The 17956-nt window shown below is 48.7% G+C and carries 16 protein-coding genes; 6 read left to right on the top strand and 10 right to left on the bottom strand.

Annotated elements, in window-relative coordinates:
* Nucleotides 1-51: 51 nt before the first annotated feature.
* Nucleotides 52-291, top strand: a complete 240-nt coding sequence (yidD, locus tag RIG68_RS16440; RefSeq protein ID WP_350124518.1) for a membrane protein insertion efficiency factor YidD — start codon at nt 52-54, stop codon at nt 289-291.
* 12 nt (nt 292-303) lie between these two features.
* On the opposite strand, the gene RIG68_RS16435 is transcribed toward yidD, so the two are convergent.
* From RIG68_RS16435 to RIG68_RS16415, 5 genes are all read right to left on the bottom strand, one after another.
* Nucleotides 304-1815, bottom strand: coding sequence for an alpha-amylase family glycosyl hydrolase (locus RIG68_RS16435; protein WP_350124515.1), 1512 nt, complete (start codon nt 1813-1815; stop codon nt 304-306).
* 29 nt (nt 1816-1844) lie between these two features.
* Entirely contained in the window at nt 1845-3686 is a 1842-nt protein-coding gene (nadE, locus tag RIG68_RS16430) for an NAD(+) synthase (RefSeq protein ID WP_350124512.1), read from the bottom strand.
* A gap of 185 nt (nt 3687-3871) precedes the next feature.
* A complete protein-coding gene (gene rnc / locus RIG68_RS16425; protein ID WP_350124509.1) occupies nt 3872-4615 on the bottom strand; it encodes a ribonuclease III in 744 nt (247 codons plus the stop codon).
* Nucleotides 4615-5868 carry a beta-ketoacyl-ACP synthase II gene (gene fabF / locus RIG68_RS16420; RefSeq protein ID WP_350124506.1) on the bottom strand — a complete coding sequence of 418 codons (1254 nt, stop codon included), beginning with the start codon at nt 5866-5868 and terminating at the stop codon, nt 4615-4617. Before fabF ends, rnc begins: the two co-directional genes overlap by 1 nt.
* Nucleotides 5869-5893: 25 nt before the next feature.
* Nucleotides 5894-6130, bottom strand: a complete 237-nt coding sequence (locus RIG68_RS16415; RefSeq protein WP_151998840.1) for an acyl carrier protein — start codon at nt 6128-6130, stop codon at nt 5894-5896.
* Between the two features lie 538 nt (nt 6131-6668).
* Between RIG68_RS16415 and RIG68_RS16410 the strand changes: the two genes are divergently transcribed.
* The 3 genes from RIG68_RS16410 to RIG68_RS16400 all read left to right on the top strand — a co-directional run bounded on the left by RIG68_RS16410 (nt 6669) and on the right by RIG68_RS16400 (nt 9531).
* Nucleotides 6669-7097, top strand: coding sequence for an IPExxxVDY family protein (locus RIG68_RS16410; RefSeq protein ID WP_350124503.1), 429 nt, complete (start codon nt 6669-6671; stop codon nt 7095-7097).
* A 5-nt stretch (nt 7098-7102) separates the two neighbouring features.
* Nucleotides 7103-8539 (top strand): pyruvate kinase, encoded by a 1437-nt coding sequence (pyk, locus tag RIG68_RS16405; RefSeq protein WP_350124500.1) that lies wholly within the window; start codon nt 7103-7105, stop codon nt 8537-8539.
* 404 nt (nt 8540-8943) lie between these two features.
* Nucleotides 8944-9531, top strand: coding sequence for a DinB family protein (locus RIG68_RS16400; protein WP_350124497.1), 588 nt, complete (start codon nt 8944-8946; stop codon nt 9529-9531).
* Nucleotides 9532-9664: 133 nt separating this feature from the next.
* Here the strand turns inward: RIG68_RS16400 and RIG68_RS16395 are convergent, their stop codons facing one another.
* The 5 genes from RIG68_RS16395 to RIG68_RS16375 all read right to left on the bottom strand — a co-directional run bounded on the left by RIG68_RS16395 (nt 9665) and on the right by RIG68_RS16375 (nt 15054).
* On the bottom strand, nt 9665-10273 hold the full coding sequence (locus tag RIG68_RS16395) for a hypothetical protein (RefSeq protein WP_350124494.1): 609 nt from the start codon (nt 10271-10273) through the stop codon (nt 9665-9667).
* Between the two features lie 214 nt (nt 10274-10487).
* Nucleotides 10488-11171 (bottom strand): intradiol ring-cleavage dioxygenase, encoded by a 684-nt coding sequence (locus tag RIG68_RS16390; RefSeq protein WP_350124491.1) that lies wholly within the window; start codon nt 11169-11171, stop codon nt 10488-10490.
* Between the two features lie 350 nt (nt 11172-11521).
* Nucleotides 11522-12475: a transglutaminase family protein gene (locus RIG68_RS16385; protein WP_350124488.1), complete on the bottom strand. Its 954-nt coding sequence runs from the start codon at nt 12473-12475 to the stop codon at nt 11522-11524.
* Nucleotides 12476-12636: 161 nt separating this feature from the next.
* Nucleotides 12637-13572, bottom strand: a complete 936-nt coding sequence (locus RIG68_RS16380) for an alpha-E domain-containing protein (protein WP_350124485.1) — start codon at nt 13570-13572, stop codon at nt 12637-12639.
* Nucleotides 13573-13608: 36 nt separating this feature from the next.
* Nucleotides 13609-15054 carry a circularly permuted type 2 ATP-grasp protein gene (locus tag RIG68_RS16375; protein WP_151998832.1) on the bottom strand — a complete coding sequence of 482 codons (1446 nt, stop codon included), beginning with the start codon at nt 15052-15054 and terminating at the stop codon, nt 13609-13611.
* A gap of 613 nt (nt 15055-15667) precedes the next feature.
* On the opposite strand from RIG68_RS16375, the gene RIG68_RS16370 reads away from it, so the two are divergent.
* Complete coding sequence (locus RIG68_RS16370; protein WP_350124482.1) at nt 15668-17359, top strand: GMC oxidoreductase; 1692 nt, start codon at nt 15668-15670, stop codon at nt 17357-17359.
* Between the two features lie 3 nt (nt 17360-17362).
* A complete protein-coding gene (locus tag RIG68_RS16365) occupies nt 17363-17953 on the top strand; it encodes a gluconate 2-dehydrogenase subunit 3 family protein (protein ID WP_350124479.1) in 591 nt (196 codons plus the stop codon).
* Nucleotides 17954-17956 lie beyond the last annotated feature (3 nt).

Here is a 17956-nt window from a genome sequence, read left to right as displayed (position 1 = left end):
AGGCTGGGGGATATTTTGGCCGGACTGATTGTTGTATAGGAAATCTAAGACATGGGAGGCAGGACATCTTTTCGAAAGCTGGGTATTTGGTTGGCTGTTTTGCCTATCAAGCTTTATCAGTATAGTATTTCGCCACTGTTTCCATCGGCCTGCCGCTACGCACCCACCTGTAGTGAGTATGCCAAAGAGGCCATTACCAAACATGGTCCTTTCAAAGGTGGTTGGCTGGCCGCAAAGCGGATTGGCAAGTGTCACCCCTGGGGAGGAAGCGGGTACGACCCGGTGCCCTAGGACGCTGCGTTGCTATTGAGTAGTGAGAACCAAACTAGCCCTGGCACCTAGTGTTAGCACGCCGCCCAACACCTGCACTTTGCCCTGGACGAACGTTTCCTTATATCCCTCTGGTATTCCTATCGATATTTTTTTCGCAGACAAGTTGTGATAAACCAAAGCATGCATTTCTCCCAGTTTTCGCCTAAACGCCAGGATATTGCCCTCTTCCAGTGGCAGGCTCTCAGTGGCTCCCAATGAAAATAGGTCTGTCTCCTTCAACGCAATAAGTTGCTTGTAAAGATTGTAAATGGAGGTTTTATCAGTCATCTGCTGCATCGCCGGAACAACTGTTTCGGCAGTTGAGAATCGGGGCGTTATCCAGCGGGTTCGGTAGGTGTCTCTTTCGGTTTCGTCCCACAACATTGGCTCCCTGATGTGTTCGTCCGGCTTCATGCCCAGCATGCCCAGCTCTTCACCATAGTATATGAAGGGAATGCCGGGAAGTGTGAACAGGATGCAAGCAGCCAGCTTTATCTTGTCCATCGTGCCGCCCAGAACGGACGCTGTCCTGTTCTGGTCGTGATTGCTAAGGAAGCTTGCTTTCAGAAAATGTTCGTTATGCGCTTTAAACCATGGCAACGATTCGTTTATTATGTCCACCAGTCGCTGACCTTCACTTATTTTGTAGGAGTTGCCCACCACCGCTGCCGCTCTCTGCTGCCTGTTCTTCACAGATTCAAGAATGCTTTGAGCCCGATCAAAATTGAATAGTGAAGAAAACCCTGCTGCATAAGGGGAGGCGCTTTTGGCATCGGACCATACTTCGCCAATGAGATAGACATCGGGCTTCACCGACTGCATTTGTGCCCTGAATGCTTTCCAAAACGCATGAGTGTCGGCTGCTCTATCGTCTGGGAAAATGTGCTTAGCTGCGTCCATCCTGAAGCCATCAACGCCCACTTCCGACAGCCAGAATTTGCCGATGGCGTACACCTCGTTCCTCACCGCCGGGTTGTCATGATTCAGGTCTGGCATGTCACTATTGAAAAACCCATAGTAGTATTGCGCTGTTGAGTCTTTTGTGCTGATTGGGTGCCATTGCCGGATATTGTCCGAATCTGCTGAGGTTTCCTTCTTCTCTATTTGCTCCACGACATTCTCTTTGTCTGACCAGATGTAATAGTCACGGTACTTTGCGTGGATGCCCGTGCGGGCATTCAAGAACCATGGGTGCTGAGAGGAGGTATGGTTGATGACAAAATCGATGATTACGTTGATGCCACGACGATGGGCTTCGTAAACGAAGTTTTTGAAGTGGTCCACTGTGCCGTAGTCGGGGTGGATGGAATAGTAGTCGGTCACATCATACTTGTGGTAGCTGGGCGAAGGGCAAATGGGCATGAGCCAGACAGCAGTGATACCAAGCTCTTGCAAGTAGTCCAGTTTGGCAGTCATTCCGTTGATGTCACCAATGCCGTCGCCATTTGAGTCAGCAAAGGACTGCACAAAAATCTCGTAGAAGACGGCGTGGGTGTAGGACAATTCAGTCTGTTTAATGCTCTACGGTAAAGTTAGCTCAAAGCCTCCAGCTCCTCCTCAAACCCTCCGGACAAAATCGGAAACCGGCACCACGTCCGTGGGTCCACGTTGAAATCGTCGAGGTGGAAGGCGGGGGCGATGCGCTCTCTTTTCCATTGGTTACGGCTCCACAGGCGGAAGAAGCGCTTGATGTGTTGCTTCAATAACGCATCGGGCTCTAGCTTCAGCATTTTCACTATTTCGAAAACTTCCAGAGGCGACTTCCGGTTGCGGATGCCTTCCCGTTCTATGGCTACCAACACGTGGTAAGGCATCAGGTCAGTTTCATCGCTCTGGTGCTGCTCTTTAGGCCGCAGTTCGGCTGTTGGTGTAAGGCTGTTCACTCTTCTCAAGCCTTCGTAGCCAAGCTCCCTTTGCGCCCACTTGAGCCATTGTTTTACAAACTCCTTGTCAACAGCGGCAATGGGCGCCAGGCTGCCACTAGTGTCGCCGTCCATGGTGGCATAACCCACGTCGCCTTCACTGCGGTTGCTGGTGGTGAGTAGTAGCGCATTGGCAATGTTCGCCAGCATCCAGATAATCGGTGATCGGGCCCGGGCTTGTATGTTCTGCAAAGCAATGTCGTCCTTTTCCCAGGTAAGCTGCCGACCCAGTGCCTTTTCCACCTTTTCTCTGTAGCCCCTTACTTCGTCGTCGATCTGCCATTGGAAGAAAGTGGCTCCGATGCTTTCTGCCAGCTCTTTGGCGGAATCGAAAGTATCGTCGGAGCTATTCACCGTGCCCTGGTAGGCCGTTTGCAAAATGCTATGGACAATTGCCTTTCTGTCGTTTGGCAAAGAGGACGGCAACCCCAGCTTTGTTTTGAAGGCATCGAACCCCAGTTCTTCAGTGCCTCTTCTGACCATTTCGGCCACCAGCACAGCGCAGGTAGATGAATCGGCGCCACCGGAAAGTGATAGCACAAAACCCTTGCTGCGGCTCTTTCTCATGTAGTCAAACAAAGCCAACGAAGCTGCCTTTGGAAACTCTTCATTTTGATCCGCTATTGGCTTGATCGCCTGACGTTCCGACCGCTCAGGGTTGCTGAAGTTGACCTCACAGGTTTGTAGCTTCCAGCTGGCAAACGACAGCCGCTGTCCATAAGAAAGTAGCTCTCCATGCTGCGCTAGTATCACATCACCATCGTACACCATGCGCCCCGCCTCATTGCCCAATAGGTTGCAGTAGAGGTAGGCCACATTGAATTTCTTCGAACTCTCAACGACCAGGTTTTGCCTGAAGCTGGCTTTACCAAAGGCAAAATGACTGGCGCTTGGGTTGAGAATAAGCGCTACGCCTTTTTCCATATGATGGCAGGCAGGCCGCACGTCATGCCAGGCGTCTTCACAAATTTCAAAACCCAAGTGTATGTCTTTCAGGTGAAAGGTGAGCTCGCCTATAGGATAAGCCTTGCCATCAACTTCAATGGTATCACTGCTAGAAGGGGGCCACGGGGTAAACCAACGGGGCTCATAGTGAACACCTTCGTTGGCCAGAGTTTGTTTGGCGTAGAAGCCCAGGATTTGACCATCGACTATATAGCAGGTGCAGTTGTATACTTTGTTCTGATGACGCACAGGCAAGCCAAGCGCTACGGCTAGTCCGTCACACTTCGGGGCTATTTCGAGCAAGATTTCCATGGCCCTGGTTGGCAGCCATTCGCTCAGAAAGAGGTCTTCGCAGCCATAGCCTGTAATGCACAGCTCGGGCAGGCAAAGCAACTCTACGCCTTCCTTTTTCGCTTGTGCGATGCAGGCCAGCATATTGGCTTTGTTGTTTTTCCAGTCTAAGGGGATTTGGTTGACAGTAGCGCCACCGAGCTTGAGTGTTTTCATTCGTTCATTCAGTACCAGATAAGGTGTGTTTGGTAGGGGAGGATTATCAATTGAAAACGAGTGTCAGTCTGAGCCTGTCGAAGACCGATTCAAACACCAATTCTATGTTTCGACAAGCTCAACATGACATTCCTGTGAAGCTCGCTGCCCTCATCCATCAAACACTTCCTTAAAACAAGCCGAAGTTATGGCAGGTTTAGCATTTCGCAAGTTTTTTGAGCGGCATCTTGCTCGGCTTTTTTCTTGCTCAGCCCAAATCCTTTGCCGAAGGGTTCTTCATCAACCATCACAAGTGCTTCAAACTTGCGTGGAAAGCTGTCCTGATTGAGCTCGGTAATTTCGAACCGAATGTCCCTGTTTTCCTTTTGGGCCCATTCTATGACTTTGCTTTTGTAGTTAGGGTTGTTTCGAACAATATGATGTATGTCGAAGTGGTTTTTCATCAGCTTGTTCATGACAAACTTTCGGCAGAACCGGTAGCCTCTGTCCAGATACACAGCGCCAATGAGTGCCTCCAGCGTGTCGCCGTATATCGACTTATGACCTACACCGTTACGGCCTCCCCCTTCGTATTCTATGATCTCCCCAATGCCCAGCTTTCTCGCAAGGTCATTGAGGCTCTCCCGGTTCACAATGCGTGACCTGATCTCTGTGAGGAAGCCCTCGTCTTTGAAAGGGTATTTATTAAAGAGATACTCTGCCACAATCATGCCCAGCACTGCGTCCCCAAGGTACTCCAGCCTTTCGTTTGATTCCTTGAAACCGTTATTATTTTCTTTGGCAGCAGAACTATGGATCACCGACAGCCTGTATAACTGGATATTGATCGGAGAATAGCCGACAATGGTTTTAACAGCTCTGCTTAGGGAGCGTTCCTTTTCTGTGTAAATGGTGAAGAATGACTTGAGACGCCTGACCAGATTCAGCACTATCCCTCGTATTTACGGAAGATGATGGAGGTGTTGTGGCCGCCAAAACCAAAAGTGTTGCTTAGTGCGATGTCGATTTTGCGTGCCTGTGCCTTGTTGAATGTGAAATTCAGCTTGCTGTCCAGCTCTTCGTCGTCAGTGAAATGATTGATGGTGGGAGGAACGAGCTGATGTTGAATGGCCATGATCGAAGCCACTGCTTCAATAGCTCCAGCAGCTCCAAGTAAGTGCCCTGTCATGGATTTGGTTGAGCTGATGTTGACATTGTAGGCATGGGATCCAAACACTTCTCTTATCGCCAGCGTTTCGCCTTTGTCGCCAAGTGGTGTAGAGGTACCATGAACGTTGATATAATCTACGTCTGTAGTTTTGATGCCGGCATCTCTTAAAGCGTTGATCATCACATTCTTCGCTCCCAAGCCTTCAGGGTGCGGAGCAGTAATGTGGTAAGCATCGGACGACATGCCGCCGCCAATAAATTCAGCATAGATTTTTGCACCACGGGCTTTGGCATGCTCCAGTTCTTCAAGAATGATGCATGCCCCTCCCTCGCCTAATACAAACCCGTCCCTATCTTTGTCGAACGGACGGGATGCCGTGGCAGGGTCATCGTTGCGCTCAGAAAGAGCCTTAAGTGCGTTAAATCCGCCCACACCCGCTTCACACACTGTGGCTTCAGAACCGCCGGAAACAATCACGTCGGCATGGCCTAGTTTAATATAATTGAGCGAGTCGATGAGGGCGTTGGTAGCAGAGGCACAAGCGGAAACTGTAACGAAATTAGGGCCCCTGAAACCGTAAGTGATGGAAATGTAGCCGGCAGCGATGTCGGCGATCATTTTTGGAATAAAGAAGGGATTGAATCTGGGAGTGCCGTCGCCCCTGGCGAAGTCGGTAACTTCATCCTGAAAGGTTTTGAGGCCTCCTATGCCAGCGCCCCAAATCACCCCAACCCTATCTTTGTCTACTTTTTCCAGGTCAAGGCCTGAATGTTTGATGGCCTCTTCACTCACTATAAGTGCATACTGAGTGAAGGGGTCCATCTTTCTTGCATCCTTTCTATCAAAATGATTGAGAGGATCATAGTTTTTTACCTCGCAGGCGAACTTTGTTCTGAATTTTTCGGCATCGAACCGGGTAATAGGGGCCGCACCACTCACTCCATTGGAAAGCCCTTTCCAATACTCTTCGAGGTTATTTCCGATCGGTGTAAGCGCTCCAAGACCTGTAACTACTACTCTTCTGCCATTCATAAAAGGGTGTCCGCCGGGTTGAGATTTATTTTGCGTTTTCTTCGAGATATGTTATTGCTTGCCCTACAGTGGTGATATTTTCGGCTTGATCATCAGGAATAGAAATATTGAACTCCTTTTCGAACTCCATGATAAGTTCTACTGTGTCAAGAGAATCAGCACCCAAGTCGTTGGTGAAGCTTGCCTCAGGAGTAACTTCAGACTCTTCTACCCCAAGCTTATCCACGATGATAGCCTTAACTTTTTGTGCAATTTCAGACATTTTTTTAATGTTTAGTTAGTAAAAAACACTGCAAAGAAATAGATATTCCCCAATAATGTCAAACAAATTCGTTCAATCTTAATTTTAGCTAAAGATAGCAAAAAACGGTTCGGGAAGGGCTTTTTGGGACTGATAATGAATGGGTTACATGAGCTGAAAAATGAATGTATCAGTCTATATGAAACGTTGCTTTAATAGCCTGAAGGTGGCTTAAAGCAACACTTTACCGGAGGAGGGAATTATTGAAGGTTGCGGGTTACAGTCACTTGTTACTTCCTTTACCCCGCATGCTTACCATCAGTTTCAAGCTGGTCAGTGTGCCATTGATTACCCTCAGGGAATAAAAAAGATTTGACAACCGGTGTTTTTTCGATATTGAATTTGCCCTTATTGCCTTTACAGCTACCACAATAACGCTAACTTTGTGTTGGTACACGCCCCGCCGCCTGTCACATAATAGTGAAATGTGCGCTATACTCACAGGCTGGGCCGAAGAGGTGATGCCGAATAGAAATGACCAAAATTCCGGAAGCCACAGGTGAAGAGCAAAAAGTTACATATTGAGTACAATTATGACTTCACGCTGCTTGGCCTGGCCACTTCCGCCAGGGAGTATAAGCTAGCGTGGCATATTAACAGCGCACTGGGAGTAAGGTTGATAAAACAGGAGGAACTGAGCGTGGAATTTCTCAATGATCGTGAAATCACCATTTCCCACTTTTTATTTAAAACGGAATACAGTACTTTTCGGCTCCTTAAGAATAAGAGCCTGGCAGGCGCCGGAAAATCCGGCTTTTTACTGGCCGAGCTGGCTCACTTCGATTATCTCATAATGATTAATGACGACGGCGGATTTTTTGATCCTGATGGTACTCTTACGGCTCTAAAAAAAATACCCGTGGTAGAGTATCTGGCCTCAATTAATATCGACAAACTAAAAGAAAAGGAAAATCTCATATTTGAATAACACTCATGGAAAGCTCACCAATATTTAATAAGACGAAGATTATAGCCACAGTAGGGCCCGCCTCCAACAGTAAGGAAATGCTGAAAAGCCTTATCCAGACGGGGGTAGATGTTTTCCGTCTTAATTTCTCTCATGGATCGCACGAAGACCACCTTAAGGTCATTAAACTCGTAAGAGAGCTCAACGAGGAAATGGGTACGCATGTGGCTTTGCTACAGGATCTTCAGGGACCGAAGATTCGTACCCGTGATATGGAGAATGGGGGCGTAGAAATTGTGCCGGGTCAGGAAATCATTATCACCACAAGAAAGCTGGTAGGCAACGCTCAGATTATTAGTACTACCTATACGGGTATTTGTAACGATGTGAGCATTGGCGACTCTATCCTTATCGACGACGGCAACCTGGAGCTGAAAGTGTTGGCTACTTCCAGCGACGAAGTGAAGTGTCAGGTAGTATACGGTGGCATTTTGAAGTCAAAAAAAGGCATCAACTTGCCTAATACGCCAGTGTCCGCCCCGTCGCTGACTGAAAAGGATGAGGAGGATTTGTATTTTGGTTTGGAGCATGAGGTCGACTGGATAGCACTTTCATTTGTTCGGAAAGCGGAGGATGTACTTGACCTTAAAGAAAAGATAAGGAGGAAGGGCGGCACTTCTCGGATCATCGCCAAGATTGAAAAGCCGGAAGCTCTCAAAAATATAGACGCTATTATAGAAGCGGCCGATGGCCTGATGGTGGCACGTGGCGACCTGGGTGTGGAGATTCCTATGGAAGACGTACCGTTAGCTCAGAAGATGATGGTAAGCAAGTGCAACAAGGCGGCAAAGCCTGTGATTATTGCCACCCAAATGATGGAGAGCATGATCGAAAACCCAAGACCTACCAGGGCTGAGGCGAACGACGTGGCCAACGCCGTGATGGATGGCGCTGACACGGTGATGCTAAGTGCAGAGTCAGCTTCAGGCAAGTTTCCGGTGCAGTCGGTAAAAAGCATGGTGAAGATCATCACCTCCATTGAGCAGGGCACCGACGTAATGTTTAATAAGTTCTCTGAAAGTAACGACGACTCCGCCACACTTGTGAACGACAAGCTGGTAAGAGCAGCTGCCCGACTGAGCGCCAACATCGATGCCAAAGCTATTTTGGGAATGACAAAATCGGGATACACGGGTTTCAGACTATCGTCGCACAGGCCAAAGGCGAATATCTTTATATTCACTGATGACCGAAAGATCTTGAATACCATGAATCTTGTTTGGGGTATCCGTGGGTTTTATTACAACCAAAGGGTTGGCGCTGAAGAAACATTGAAGCACCTGGAAGACATCCTCATAGATAAAGGCTTCCTGCACAAAGGTGACACCGTGGTGTACACAGGCTCGCAGCCGCACCACTGGGAGAACCGCACCAACATGATGAAGGTGGATGTAATCGAGTAATATTGATTGTTAATAGATGATGTGAGAGCCACCGGAGAGATTCGGTGGCTTTTTTGTGGCCCTTTGTCTGGAACAATGAAAGGAATGATTGAATGAGGGCTGTGACTGGCTACAGCTCTGTGAAAAGCCCAACTCCGCTTCCATCGCACTACCTCCCGCAGGGGCGTCATGCCTGTGAAAACAGGCATCTCTCCAGTGAGCTGTCAATGCAATCGAGAGGCTCAGGTACATTGAAAGGAGATACCTGCTTTTCCTTCCAGACCGACCGGCCAGGAAGTATAGGTATGACGGCGTATCTTGCTGCAGTACCATCATGAACATTGCACCCCACGGTGAGAAAACCGAGAAATAGTAAATAGAATAACTCAAATCACTATTTTAGTTCATTCAAAAAACTCAAAGTCATGCTAAAAAGCCTACTCTTCTGCACGCTCGTTGTTGCGTCGCAGGCACTCAGCGCCCAAACCTCCAACCTCCCATACTATCAAATACCAGACTACCCGGCTTCCTATGGCCCTGGCACAGTAGCAGCTCGTATGGTAGACGGCCTTGGTTTTCGCTACTACTGGGCTACCGAAGGGCTGCGTGCTGAGGACCTGGCCTGGAGCCCCGGCGAAGAGGCTCGCAGCAGTATGGCTACTGTAAAGCACATTCACGGCCTCAGTCAGGTGATTGTGAATGCCACCCGCAAGCAACCCAACGTTGGCGGAGAGCCTGCGCCCGAAACTTTCGAGGCGTTGCGCAAGGCTACGTTGCTTAATATTCAGGAGGCCAGCCAAAAACTGCTTACTGCCAGTGCGGCAGATCTGGAAAGCTACCAGATGGTGTTTGGCAGTGGAGACAAAGCGCAGGTATATCCTTTTTGGAATGTGATCAACGGCCCTATTGCCGATGCCTTGTGGCACGTAGGTCAAGTGGTTACCTTCCGTCGTTCGTCGGGCAACCCGCTGCCCAAGGGAGTAGGGGTGCTCGAAGGGAAGAAGTTTGAGTAACTAAAGAGGTTACTCTCTACATCCCTGCAGATGTAACCTCTTTAGTTTTTGACGTATCGTCTTCGAAGATTAAAGAGGTTACTACTTTCTTGGGGGCAGGATAACCTCTTTAATTTGCCGCAGAGTAACCTCTTTATTCCGATACCCCCAGCCCTAGCTGCACAATTGGTTTAGCCGCCTTATGGTGCTCTTCGTCGAGCTCGTCTACTATTTCTATGTCGGCAATTCGGTGGATTTTGGTTTCTTCGCCCAGCAGGCACGTGACAAGGTGGTTCACAGCCGCAAGCAGGGTGTTGTCGTCGAGGTGCGGGCAGTTGCCCGCCTCTATGAGCAGGGTGTGTTGTCTTCCGCTCGCAGGTATCAGCACATAGTGCCAGGGATTGGCATCTACCGGCTGTTGGTTCATTTCTTCGTCATACACCGTGAAGTTAAAGTCTTGTTTCTTTGGCTGATGTGCTGGGTAAAACTCCCAGTCAGCCAGGTCGGGTGCCTGCTCCACAATGGCTTTGGTTTGCTCCAGCAGCTCGGGGTCGCCATTGGGGGAGATGGTCAGGCTCCAGGGACGGTGCATGCCTTTCTCGATGTCCCATGTGAAGGTGCCAATCGCCAGGATGTGTTGGTCAAGGGAGCTAACTACGTATTCACGATCAGGGTGGGAGGGGTTAAGCAGCACGGTGCGGATGCGGCCGAGGTTGTCTTCAAACCAGGACCAGAAGGCGAAGATGTTGTTGTTGGAGGACATGGGCGAGAGGTTGAAAATCTGAGTATTTAACGATGCGAAAGTAGGGATTTAGGGATTACCAATTGAAGGTATTTGAAATTTCTAATTTGAGGTTTGAGCAGCCTTGCTTTCTATGATTGTATTTTTGTTTACGGGAGTCTGACGGCCCCGCCGCAATAGGCCAGAGCTATCGCACCGACGCCTGCATCGGTCTCTGGTCTTCCGACTCTTGTCTCTACGCTTTTACCCCGACCACAAACGTCCCTTTGAATCCTTCTCCTTCTTTTTCCAATGAAAGCGTTAGCTTTTCAAGGTCGGAAGAGCGGAGTACACCGTCGTTGGTATAGGTAGTGGGGCTTTGTCCCCGGGAGGCGTAGAGAGGTGAGTCGTAGACTTCCTTAGCAATATCCCATGGTGGATACATTTGTGAGGTGACGAAACTATTGCCTGCCATGTATACTTTGAAGTGAATATGAGGAGCCCGGCCCGGGTACCAGCCCGGAAACATTGTGACGAAGGAAGCCTCTCCTTCGGCGTTGGTTGTCTGGTGGCCACGGCAGAAGGTTTCGCCTGTCGTGTCAATTCGCTTTTCGCCCTGGCGTGGGTAACCCGAATACAAGCCATCTTTATCAGAATGCCAGATGTCGACTACGGCATTGGCAATAGGAGTGCAGTCCTTCACGTTCACTACCCGCACTTTGAAAGCAAGAGGGAGCCCTGGTCGGTTTTCAGTGATATTGCTCCGTTTTAGTTTTGTGTCGAAATAGAAAGGACCCGAAGTTTGTTGCGGTGTAAGTATGCAATTGTAATCAGCCTCAGCATTTTCAGCTTTGGTTTCACAACTGAGCATAGGAAGGATGGCCGGGATGGTTACTAACCCGGCGGCTGTTTTTTTGAGAAAATGACGGCGGAGTACCATAAGCGTATTGGATAGGATTACCTTGTTACTCTTGTAATTTACGAAAAATGAGCGAAAGGATGAGGGGGTTGGAGTGCGGATGTCTGCTGCGGTCTCCTGTCTTTCTTTTAAGATGGGGCTTCACCGCCATCCTCCTCGAATTGCGTCCTTTCAGGGCTCGCAGCTACCCAACCCCTGAAATGGCGCAATACCTGTGCATTGGGTAAAGCCCTATGCATCAAGCCAACACTATCGCACGTAGCTTGTCCGATAGATATAAGTTAGTCAAATTGGTCAACCATATTTAGGGATGGTCAGCTCCGGTCTCCCGTCTTCCATCTCCCGCCTTCTTAGCCTCTGGCGTAAGAGGGCTACTGCTGCTGCTGTATCTGTTGGTAGCGCTGGAAAGAATTGACGTCGGGTGTAGCGGTGGCTTTAGCGATTTCTTCAAGGGCCAGGTCTTCGTTGACTTTTGGGCCTCCTTCATATTCTACTGATACTGCTACTTCCAGTGTGTGGTCTGCCGCTCCTTTGTAGGTACCCTTCACTGGTGAGCAGTCCACAAAGCTGCGGCCGATAGCCAGGCGCACGTGCAGATCGTTCACAAGGCAGTTATTGGTCGGGTCTATGCCTACCCAGCCGTGGTCCGGTATGTAGGCTTCCACCCAGGCGTGGGTAGCACCTTCTCCACGCATGCCGTTTTTATTGGGGCAAACATAGCCACTCACGTAGCGGGCCGGAATAAAGAGCTGACGAAGCATCACAAGCAACATGTGGGCAAAATCCTGACAAACGCCAGACTTCAGTTTCCAGATTTCATCGAGGGTGGTTTCTACAGTGGTGACTCCTTTGATATAGGCGAAGTGGTTAAACACATACTCGCTAAGGTTCAGTGCGGCCTGGAGTGGCGTGGCATTTTGTTTCTTGATAGATTCAATCAGTGTCATCACTTCAGGAATCGCCTGAAAGTTTTCCTGCCTGAGAAAATCAATGTAAGGCACATGGTTCGATATGTTGTAAAGGTGCTTCCACTGCTCATCGGCTGGGCTTTCATCAACAACTTCCGGTGCTTTTTTTGTTTCAACCTCCAGAATAGAGTCGATCAGAAGCTGAAGGTGAGGGTCGGCAAATGCAAAAGAGCCCACGTTGTTGCCGTAATAGTCTTTGTGCACATACACTTCCGGGTTGCCGGTAATGATCACTTGATGCTGGAGAACCTCCTGATGATCGTCCTGAATAGGATAGAGCATGATTTCGTTGGCACTGTTCGTCGCCGAGGTGGTGTAGGTGTATTTGGTCAGGTGGCGGATGTTGAACTTGGGCATAAAGGAATTGCTAATTTGAAATTCAGGGTTTGACAATTTCGGATTGGAAGTTACAAATTTGATGTTAAAGAATAGGAAGTTGCTGATTTGAGATTTCTGATTTAGCCACTTTTATGTCTCCGACTTTCGCCTGTCTTCCGCCTCCTACCTTCCAACTTCCTCTAGCTATACGCAAAGCAATACTGGTTCAGCTTGCTGCTAATGTCCGACAAGTCCTTTTTAATATCTGCCAGATAGGTATGTAGTCCCATGGCCTCAATATCGTTGAGCGTAGAGTAGCGTACCTTACTGCGCAGCTTGCCTATTTCGAAATTGAGTTCATCAAAGCTTGCTTTGTCAAGGTAGGCACTGAGCTGCTCGAAGTTGCGGTGGAGGTGATCCAACGAGTAGATGACAGACCTTGGAAAATGCGTATTCAACACAATTTGATGAACCACATTGCGGGCCTCAAACCCTGATTGGTAGTTTTTTAGGTAAAGCTTATACCCCGACACCGACATCAGCAGGTACTTCCAGTAGAGCGTGTCGTAAGCTTGTGTGTCTTCTGCCGACATACTGCCAAGTTTTACATCAAGGATATCGATAGACTGCAGTGCTCTTTCCAAAAACTTACCGAGCGACATGAAACAATAGCCACTGCCTCTCGACATGGTAATGTCTACGGTGCCATAATAAACCAGGCACTGCTTTACCATCAGGTCAATGACCGAGATAGCGTCGCCTTGCGCCAGGCTGTTGATGTGGCGTTCGTCCCTGATAAGGTGATAGAAGTCGTTGAGGCATTGCCAGACCTCTATAGTGACATTGTCCTGCACAGAGCGGGCATTCTCCCGGGCGTGGATCACTATGTTTTGTACTGAGTTATCATTTTCCTTGTCAAGAATCATGTAACGAAGTACCTCGCTGCTTTCATTGTCTAGTTCAATTATGGCAGGGCCATCCAGATAAGTAAATACCTTCAGCACCGGCTGCCAGCTAAAGTCGCTCAGGTTGTCCTGCGACGAATTGTAATTCACCTTGAGCATGCGAAGGATGCCGTCGGAGCGCTCCATGTAACGAGCCATCCAAAAAAGTGAGTCTGCTACTCTGCTAAGCATATATTTGTTCTCTAAAGTGTTTTACCAATTTGATAATTAAGCCAATACCCAGGTGTCCTTGCTGCCACCGCCCTGTGAGGAGTTCACCACCATGGAGCCTTCTTTTAAAGCAACTCTGGTGAGTCCACCGGGCACTATTTCGATGCCTTCAGGGCCAAACAGTGCAAACGGGCGCAAGTCGACACGCCGTGGTGTTAGCTTGCCATTAATATAGCAGGGGGTGGTGGAAAGACTGATAATTGGTTGTGCAATGAACTGCCTTGGCTCTTTGATCACCGCTTTCTTATAGTCCTCAATTTCCTTTTCTGTGGCGGAATTACCCATCAACATATCGTAGCCACCCGAGCCATTGGTTTTTTTGATTACCATAGAGGTGATGTTGTTGAAAACATGCTCCAGCTGTTCAGGATCTGCGCAGTGATAGGTTGGCACGTTGCTGAGAATGGGTTCCTCGTTAAGGTAGTACTTGATCATGTCAGGCACAAAGGTGTAAATGGCTTTGTCGTCGGCTACGCCGTTGCCTACTGCGTTTACAATGGCCACATTGCCTTTTCTGTAGGCCGACATAATGCCCGCCACACCCAGCACACTTTCCTTGTTGAAAACAAGTGGGTCAAGAAAATCATCATCCACCCTGCGGTAAATAACGTCTACTTGCTGCAGGCCATAGGTTGTTTTCATGAACACCTTATGGTTTTCCACCACAAGGTCACGCCCTTCCACCAGCTCTATGCCCATGAGACGGGCCAGAGTCGTATGCTCAAAGTAGGCAGAGTTGAACATGCCGGGTGTGAGCAGTACTACTGTGGGGTTAGCCACCTGCCGGGGTGAGAGTGACTTGAGGTTTTTGTGTAGCAAGGTGGGATACTGCGTTACTGACCTCACAGAGTTGCGGCGCAGCACATCCGGGAAGATCCGCTTGGTAATCTCTCTGTTTTCTATCATGTACGACACGCCAGAAGGTGTGCGAAGGTTGTCCTCCAATACATAGAAAGTGCCATCGCCACCCCGGATAATATCAATGCCTGATATATGCACATAGATGTCGTGCGGTACTTTCAGCCCGTGCATTTCACGAATAAAATGAGGGCAGGAATAGATAATGTCGGTTGGCACGATACCGTCCTTCAGAATGAACTGATGGGAATAAATGTCTTTCAGGAACAGGTTGAGCGCCTTGAGCCTCTGTCTGATGCCTCTCTCTACAAAATCCCACTCGTCGGCCGTGATGATTCTTGGGATGATGTCGAAAGGAAATATTTTTTCTATGCCCTCGCCGCTGGAGTACACCGTGAAAGTGATTCCCTGGCTCATGAAGAGGCGCTTGGAGAGCTCTTCCTTCATGGTGAGGTCTTCAGGACTGTTACTCTTAAGAAAATTAAAAATTCCCTGATAGGCAGTTCTTACGTCCTTGCCCTGGTACATTTCATCAAAAGTACCCTCGCCGATGTGGTAAGACTCGAAAATGTTGGTGTGTTGCATGAAGCCTTTGCTTAATTTTAGTCGATACCTTTTTTTAACATTTGTGAAGCGGCCATTGTTCGGGTCAATCATTTCCATTGACTTTGCAATGAATCACCACGCAGTTTCCCCCTCAGCCCTAGGACATGAAGCAAAGCCTGCCTGGCGTCCGCAGATCAATCCGATTGGGTTGCTCGCAAATGGACTCTATATAATCAATCAGGGTGTGTGTTAAATATCTCGCAATAAATTATGACTTCATTTGAAATAAGTCTAATGAATATCAAAATTTATTAGAAAAGAGTCCAAATTATGTTTGCCTTTCTAATACAAGGAGGCCGTTGAGAGCGATTTGATATGCCAGCAACGGCAATCTCCTTTAATATAGTCAATAGTTAAGATTAATAAAAAAGAATAAATGTAGGATTAGAACGCAGGACTACTACTCTTTAAGGCTGGTGAAACTGATGAGGATTTACTCCGTCTGTGCTTTTCTGCTTTTACCTTAGGTAATTTAGACCGGTTCAAAACTCGGGATATTGTTTCGTGCTTTCTTGTTCTATTTACAGTGGAATGGCTATATTGAAAGCTTTTCCTGAAAAGGAAATACTGTTACTTAAACTACATTGATACCATGCAGGATCAGAATAGCACCCATCAATACGATGCCATTGTTGTGGGGTCGGGCATAAGCGGAGGCTGGGCCGCCAAAGAGCTTTGTGAAAAAGGATTGAAAACGCTGGTGCTCGAAAGGGGGCGGTCGGTGAAGCATGGTGAATACCCAACGGCTCACCTTGATCCGTGGGATATGCCCAATAATGGCGCACTCACCTATGAAGAGCAGCAGGAGCGGCCCGTACAAAGCCGCACCGGATGGATAGGCCAAGATACCAAGCACTTTTTTGTCAACGATAAGGAGAACCCTTATGATGAGGTGAAGCGCTTTGACTGGATCCGAAGCTACCAGACAGGCGGCCGCTCACTTACCTGGGGCAGGCAAACTTACCGGTTAAGCGACCTCGATTTTGAGGCCAATGCCAAAGAGGGTATCGGAGTGGATTGGCCCATTCGATACAAAGATCTCTCTCCCTGGTATGACTATGTAGAAAGGTATGTGGGCATCAGCGGAGAAGCCATGGGCTTGCCACACTTACCCGACGGGCAGTTCTTGCCAGGGATGGAGCTCAACTGCGTGGAGCAACACACAAAAGAGCAAATAGAAAAGAACTTTAAGCATCGCTACCTGACCATTGGGAGGGTTACTAATCTGACACAGCAACACAATGGCCGGGGGCCATGCCAGTACCGAAACAGGTGCTCTCGTGGCTGCCCATTTGCAGGCTACTTTAGTAGCGTGTCGTCTACCCTGCCAGACGCTGAAAAAACTGGCAACCTTACCATGGTGTCCAATGCAATTGTTCATTCAATTATTTACGACGATAAAACCGGCAGAGCCAGTGGCGTGCAGGTGATTGATGCCGAAACTAAGGCAACAACAGAATACTTCGCAAAGATCGTTTTCCTGAACGCTTCGGCGATGGGGTCGACTTTTATCCTCATGAATTCGATCAGTGAGCGATTCCCGACAGGCCTGGGCAACGACTCTGATCAGCTGGGCCGTAACTTGATGGATCACCACTATCGGGTAGGCGCTATTGGAGACTTTGAAGGGTTTGCCGATAAGTACTACGAAGGCCGCAGACCCAACGGTATTTACATTCCTCGCTTCAGGAATATCAATGAAGAAACCAAAAGGACAGACTATGTGAGAGGCTTTGGCTACCAGGGGGGTGCCGAAAGGGCGGGAGCAGGCCGGGGAGGTAGTGTGCCTGGTTTTGGAGCTGATTTCAAGGACGGACTGATGGAGCCAGGGCCATGGCAAATGGCGTTGGTGGGCTTCGGTGAATGCCTGCCTCATCAGGACAACCGCATGTGGCTCAATTTTGATAAAAAGGATCCGTACGGTTTGCCGACCCTCACAGTCGACGCTGAGTTCAGGGAAAATGAAATGGCCATGAGGAAGGACATGGCTGATGCCGCTGCCGAGATGCTTGAAGCCAGCGGTTATAAGAAGGTAGAAACTTATGACTCTCCTGCAGCTATAGGGCTCGGTATACACGAGATGGGAACCGCTAGAATGGGTAGCGATCCAAAAACGTCTGTTCTGAACAAATGGAATCAGGTGCATGGTGCTCCTAATGTATTTGTGACAGATGGTGCAGCAATGACCTCGTCGGCATGTCAGAATCCCTCACTCACTTATATGGCTCTCACAGCCAGGGCTGCCAACTATGCTGCCGAACAACTAAAGAAGAAAAACCTCTAAGCCATGGATAGAAGAGAAGTAATAAAAAGAATGGCCCTTAGCATGGGGTATACCCTTTCAGCGCCAGCCATTGTGTCAATTCTCAACAGTTGCGAAAGTGCTCCCGAGCTCGGGTGGCAGCCTTTGGTATTCACTCCCTCGCAGGCGGTTGCGCTGGAGGAGCTGACCGAGGCTATTCTTCCTAAAACTACTACGCCTGGTGCTAAAGATATGAAGGTGGCGCAGACGATGGATGCCTTTATTTCCGTAGTGTTTTCTCCGGCAGACGCAGAGCAGTTCAAAACCGACCTCGACACCTTCATGAAAGAATGTGAAAGTACCCAGGGCAAGGCGTTTGAAAAATGCAGTGCTGAAGAAAAGGCGGCTTTTCTCAGTAAGTATGACACTCCTGAGTCCTACGGAATATCTGTGTGGGGCACCGACATGGCCAAAAAGCCGGTTAACTCTATTTTCAAGAAAGTGAAGGCAATGACGGTTTCCAGCTATTTCAACACCGAGGAGCTGGGAGAGCGCATATTGCGGTACGAATCGATTCCCGGGAGGTACAATAGCTGCGTGCCCTACGAGAAGGGCACTAAGGTTTGGTCGTTGTAATGG

Origin of the sequence: Imperialibacter sp., assembly GCF_040222385.1 — a bacterium.
Classification (GTDB): Bacteria; Bacteroidota; Bacteroidia; order Cytophagales; family Cyclobacteriaceae; genus Imperialibacter.
The sequence above is the reverse complement of the archived record's forward strand: the minus strand, read 5'-3'. Positions and strand labels throughout refer to the sequence as shown.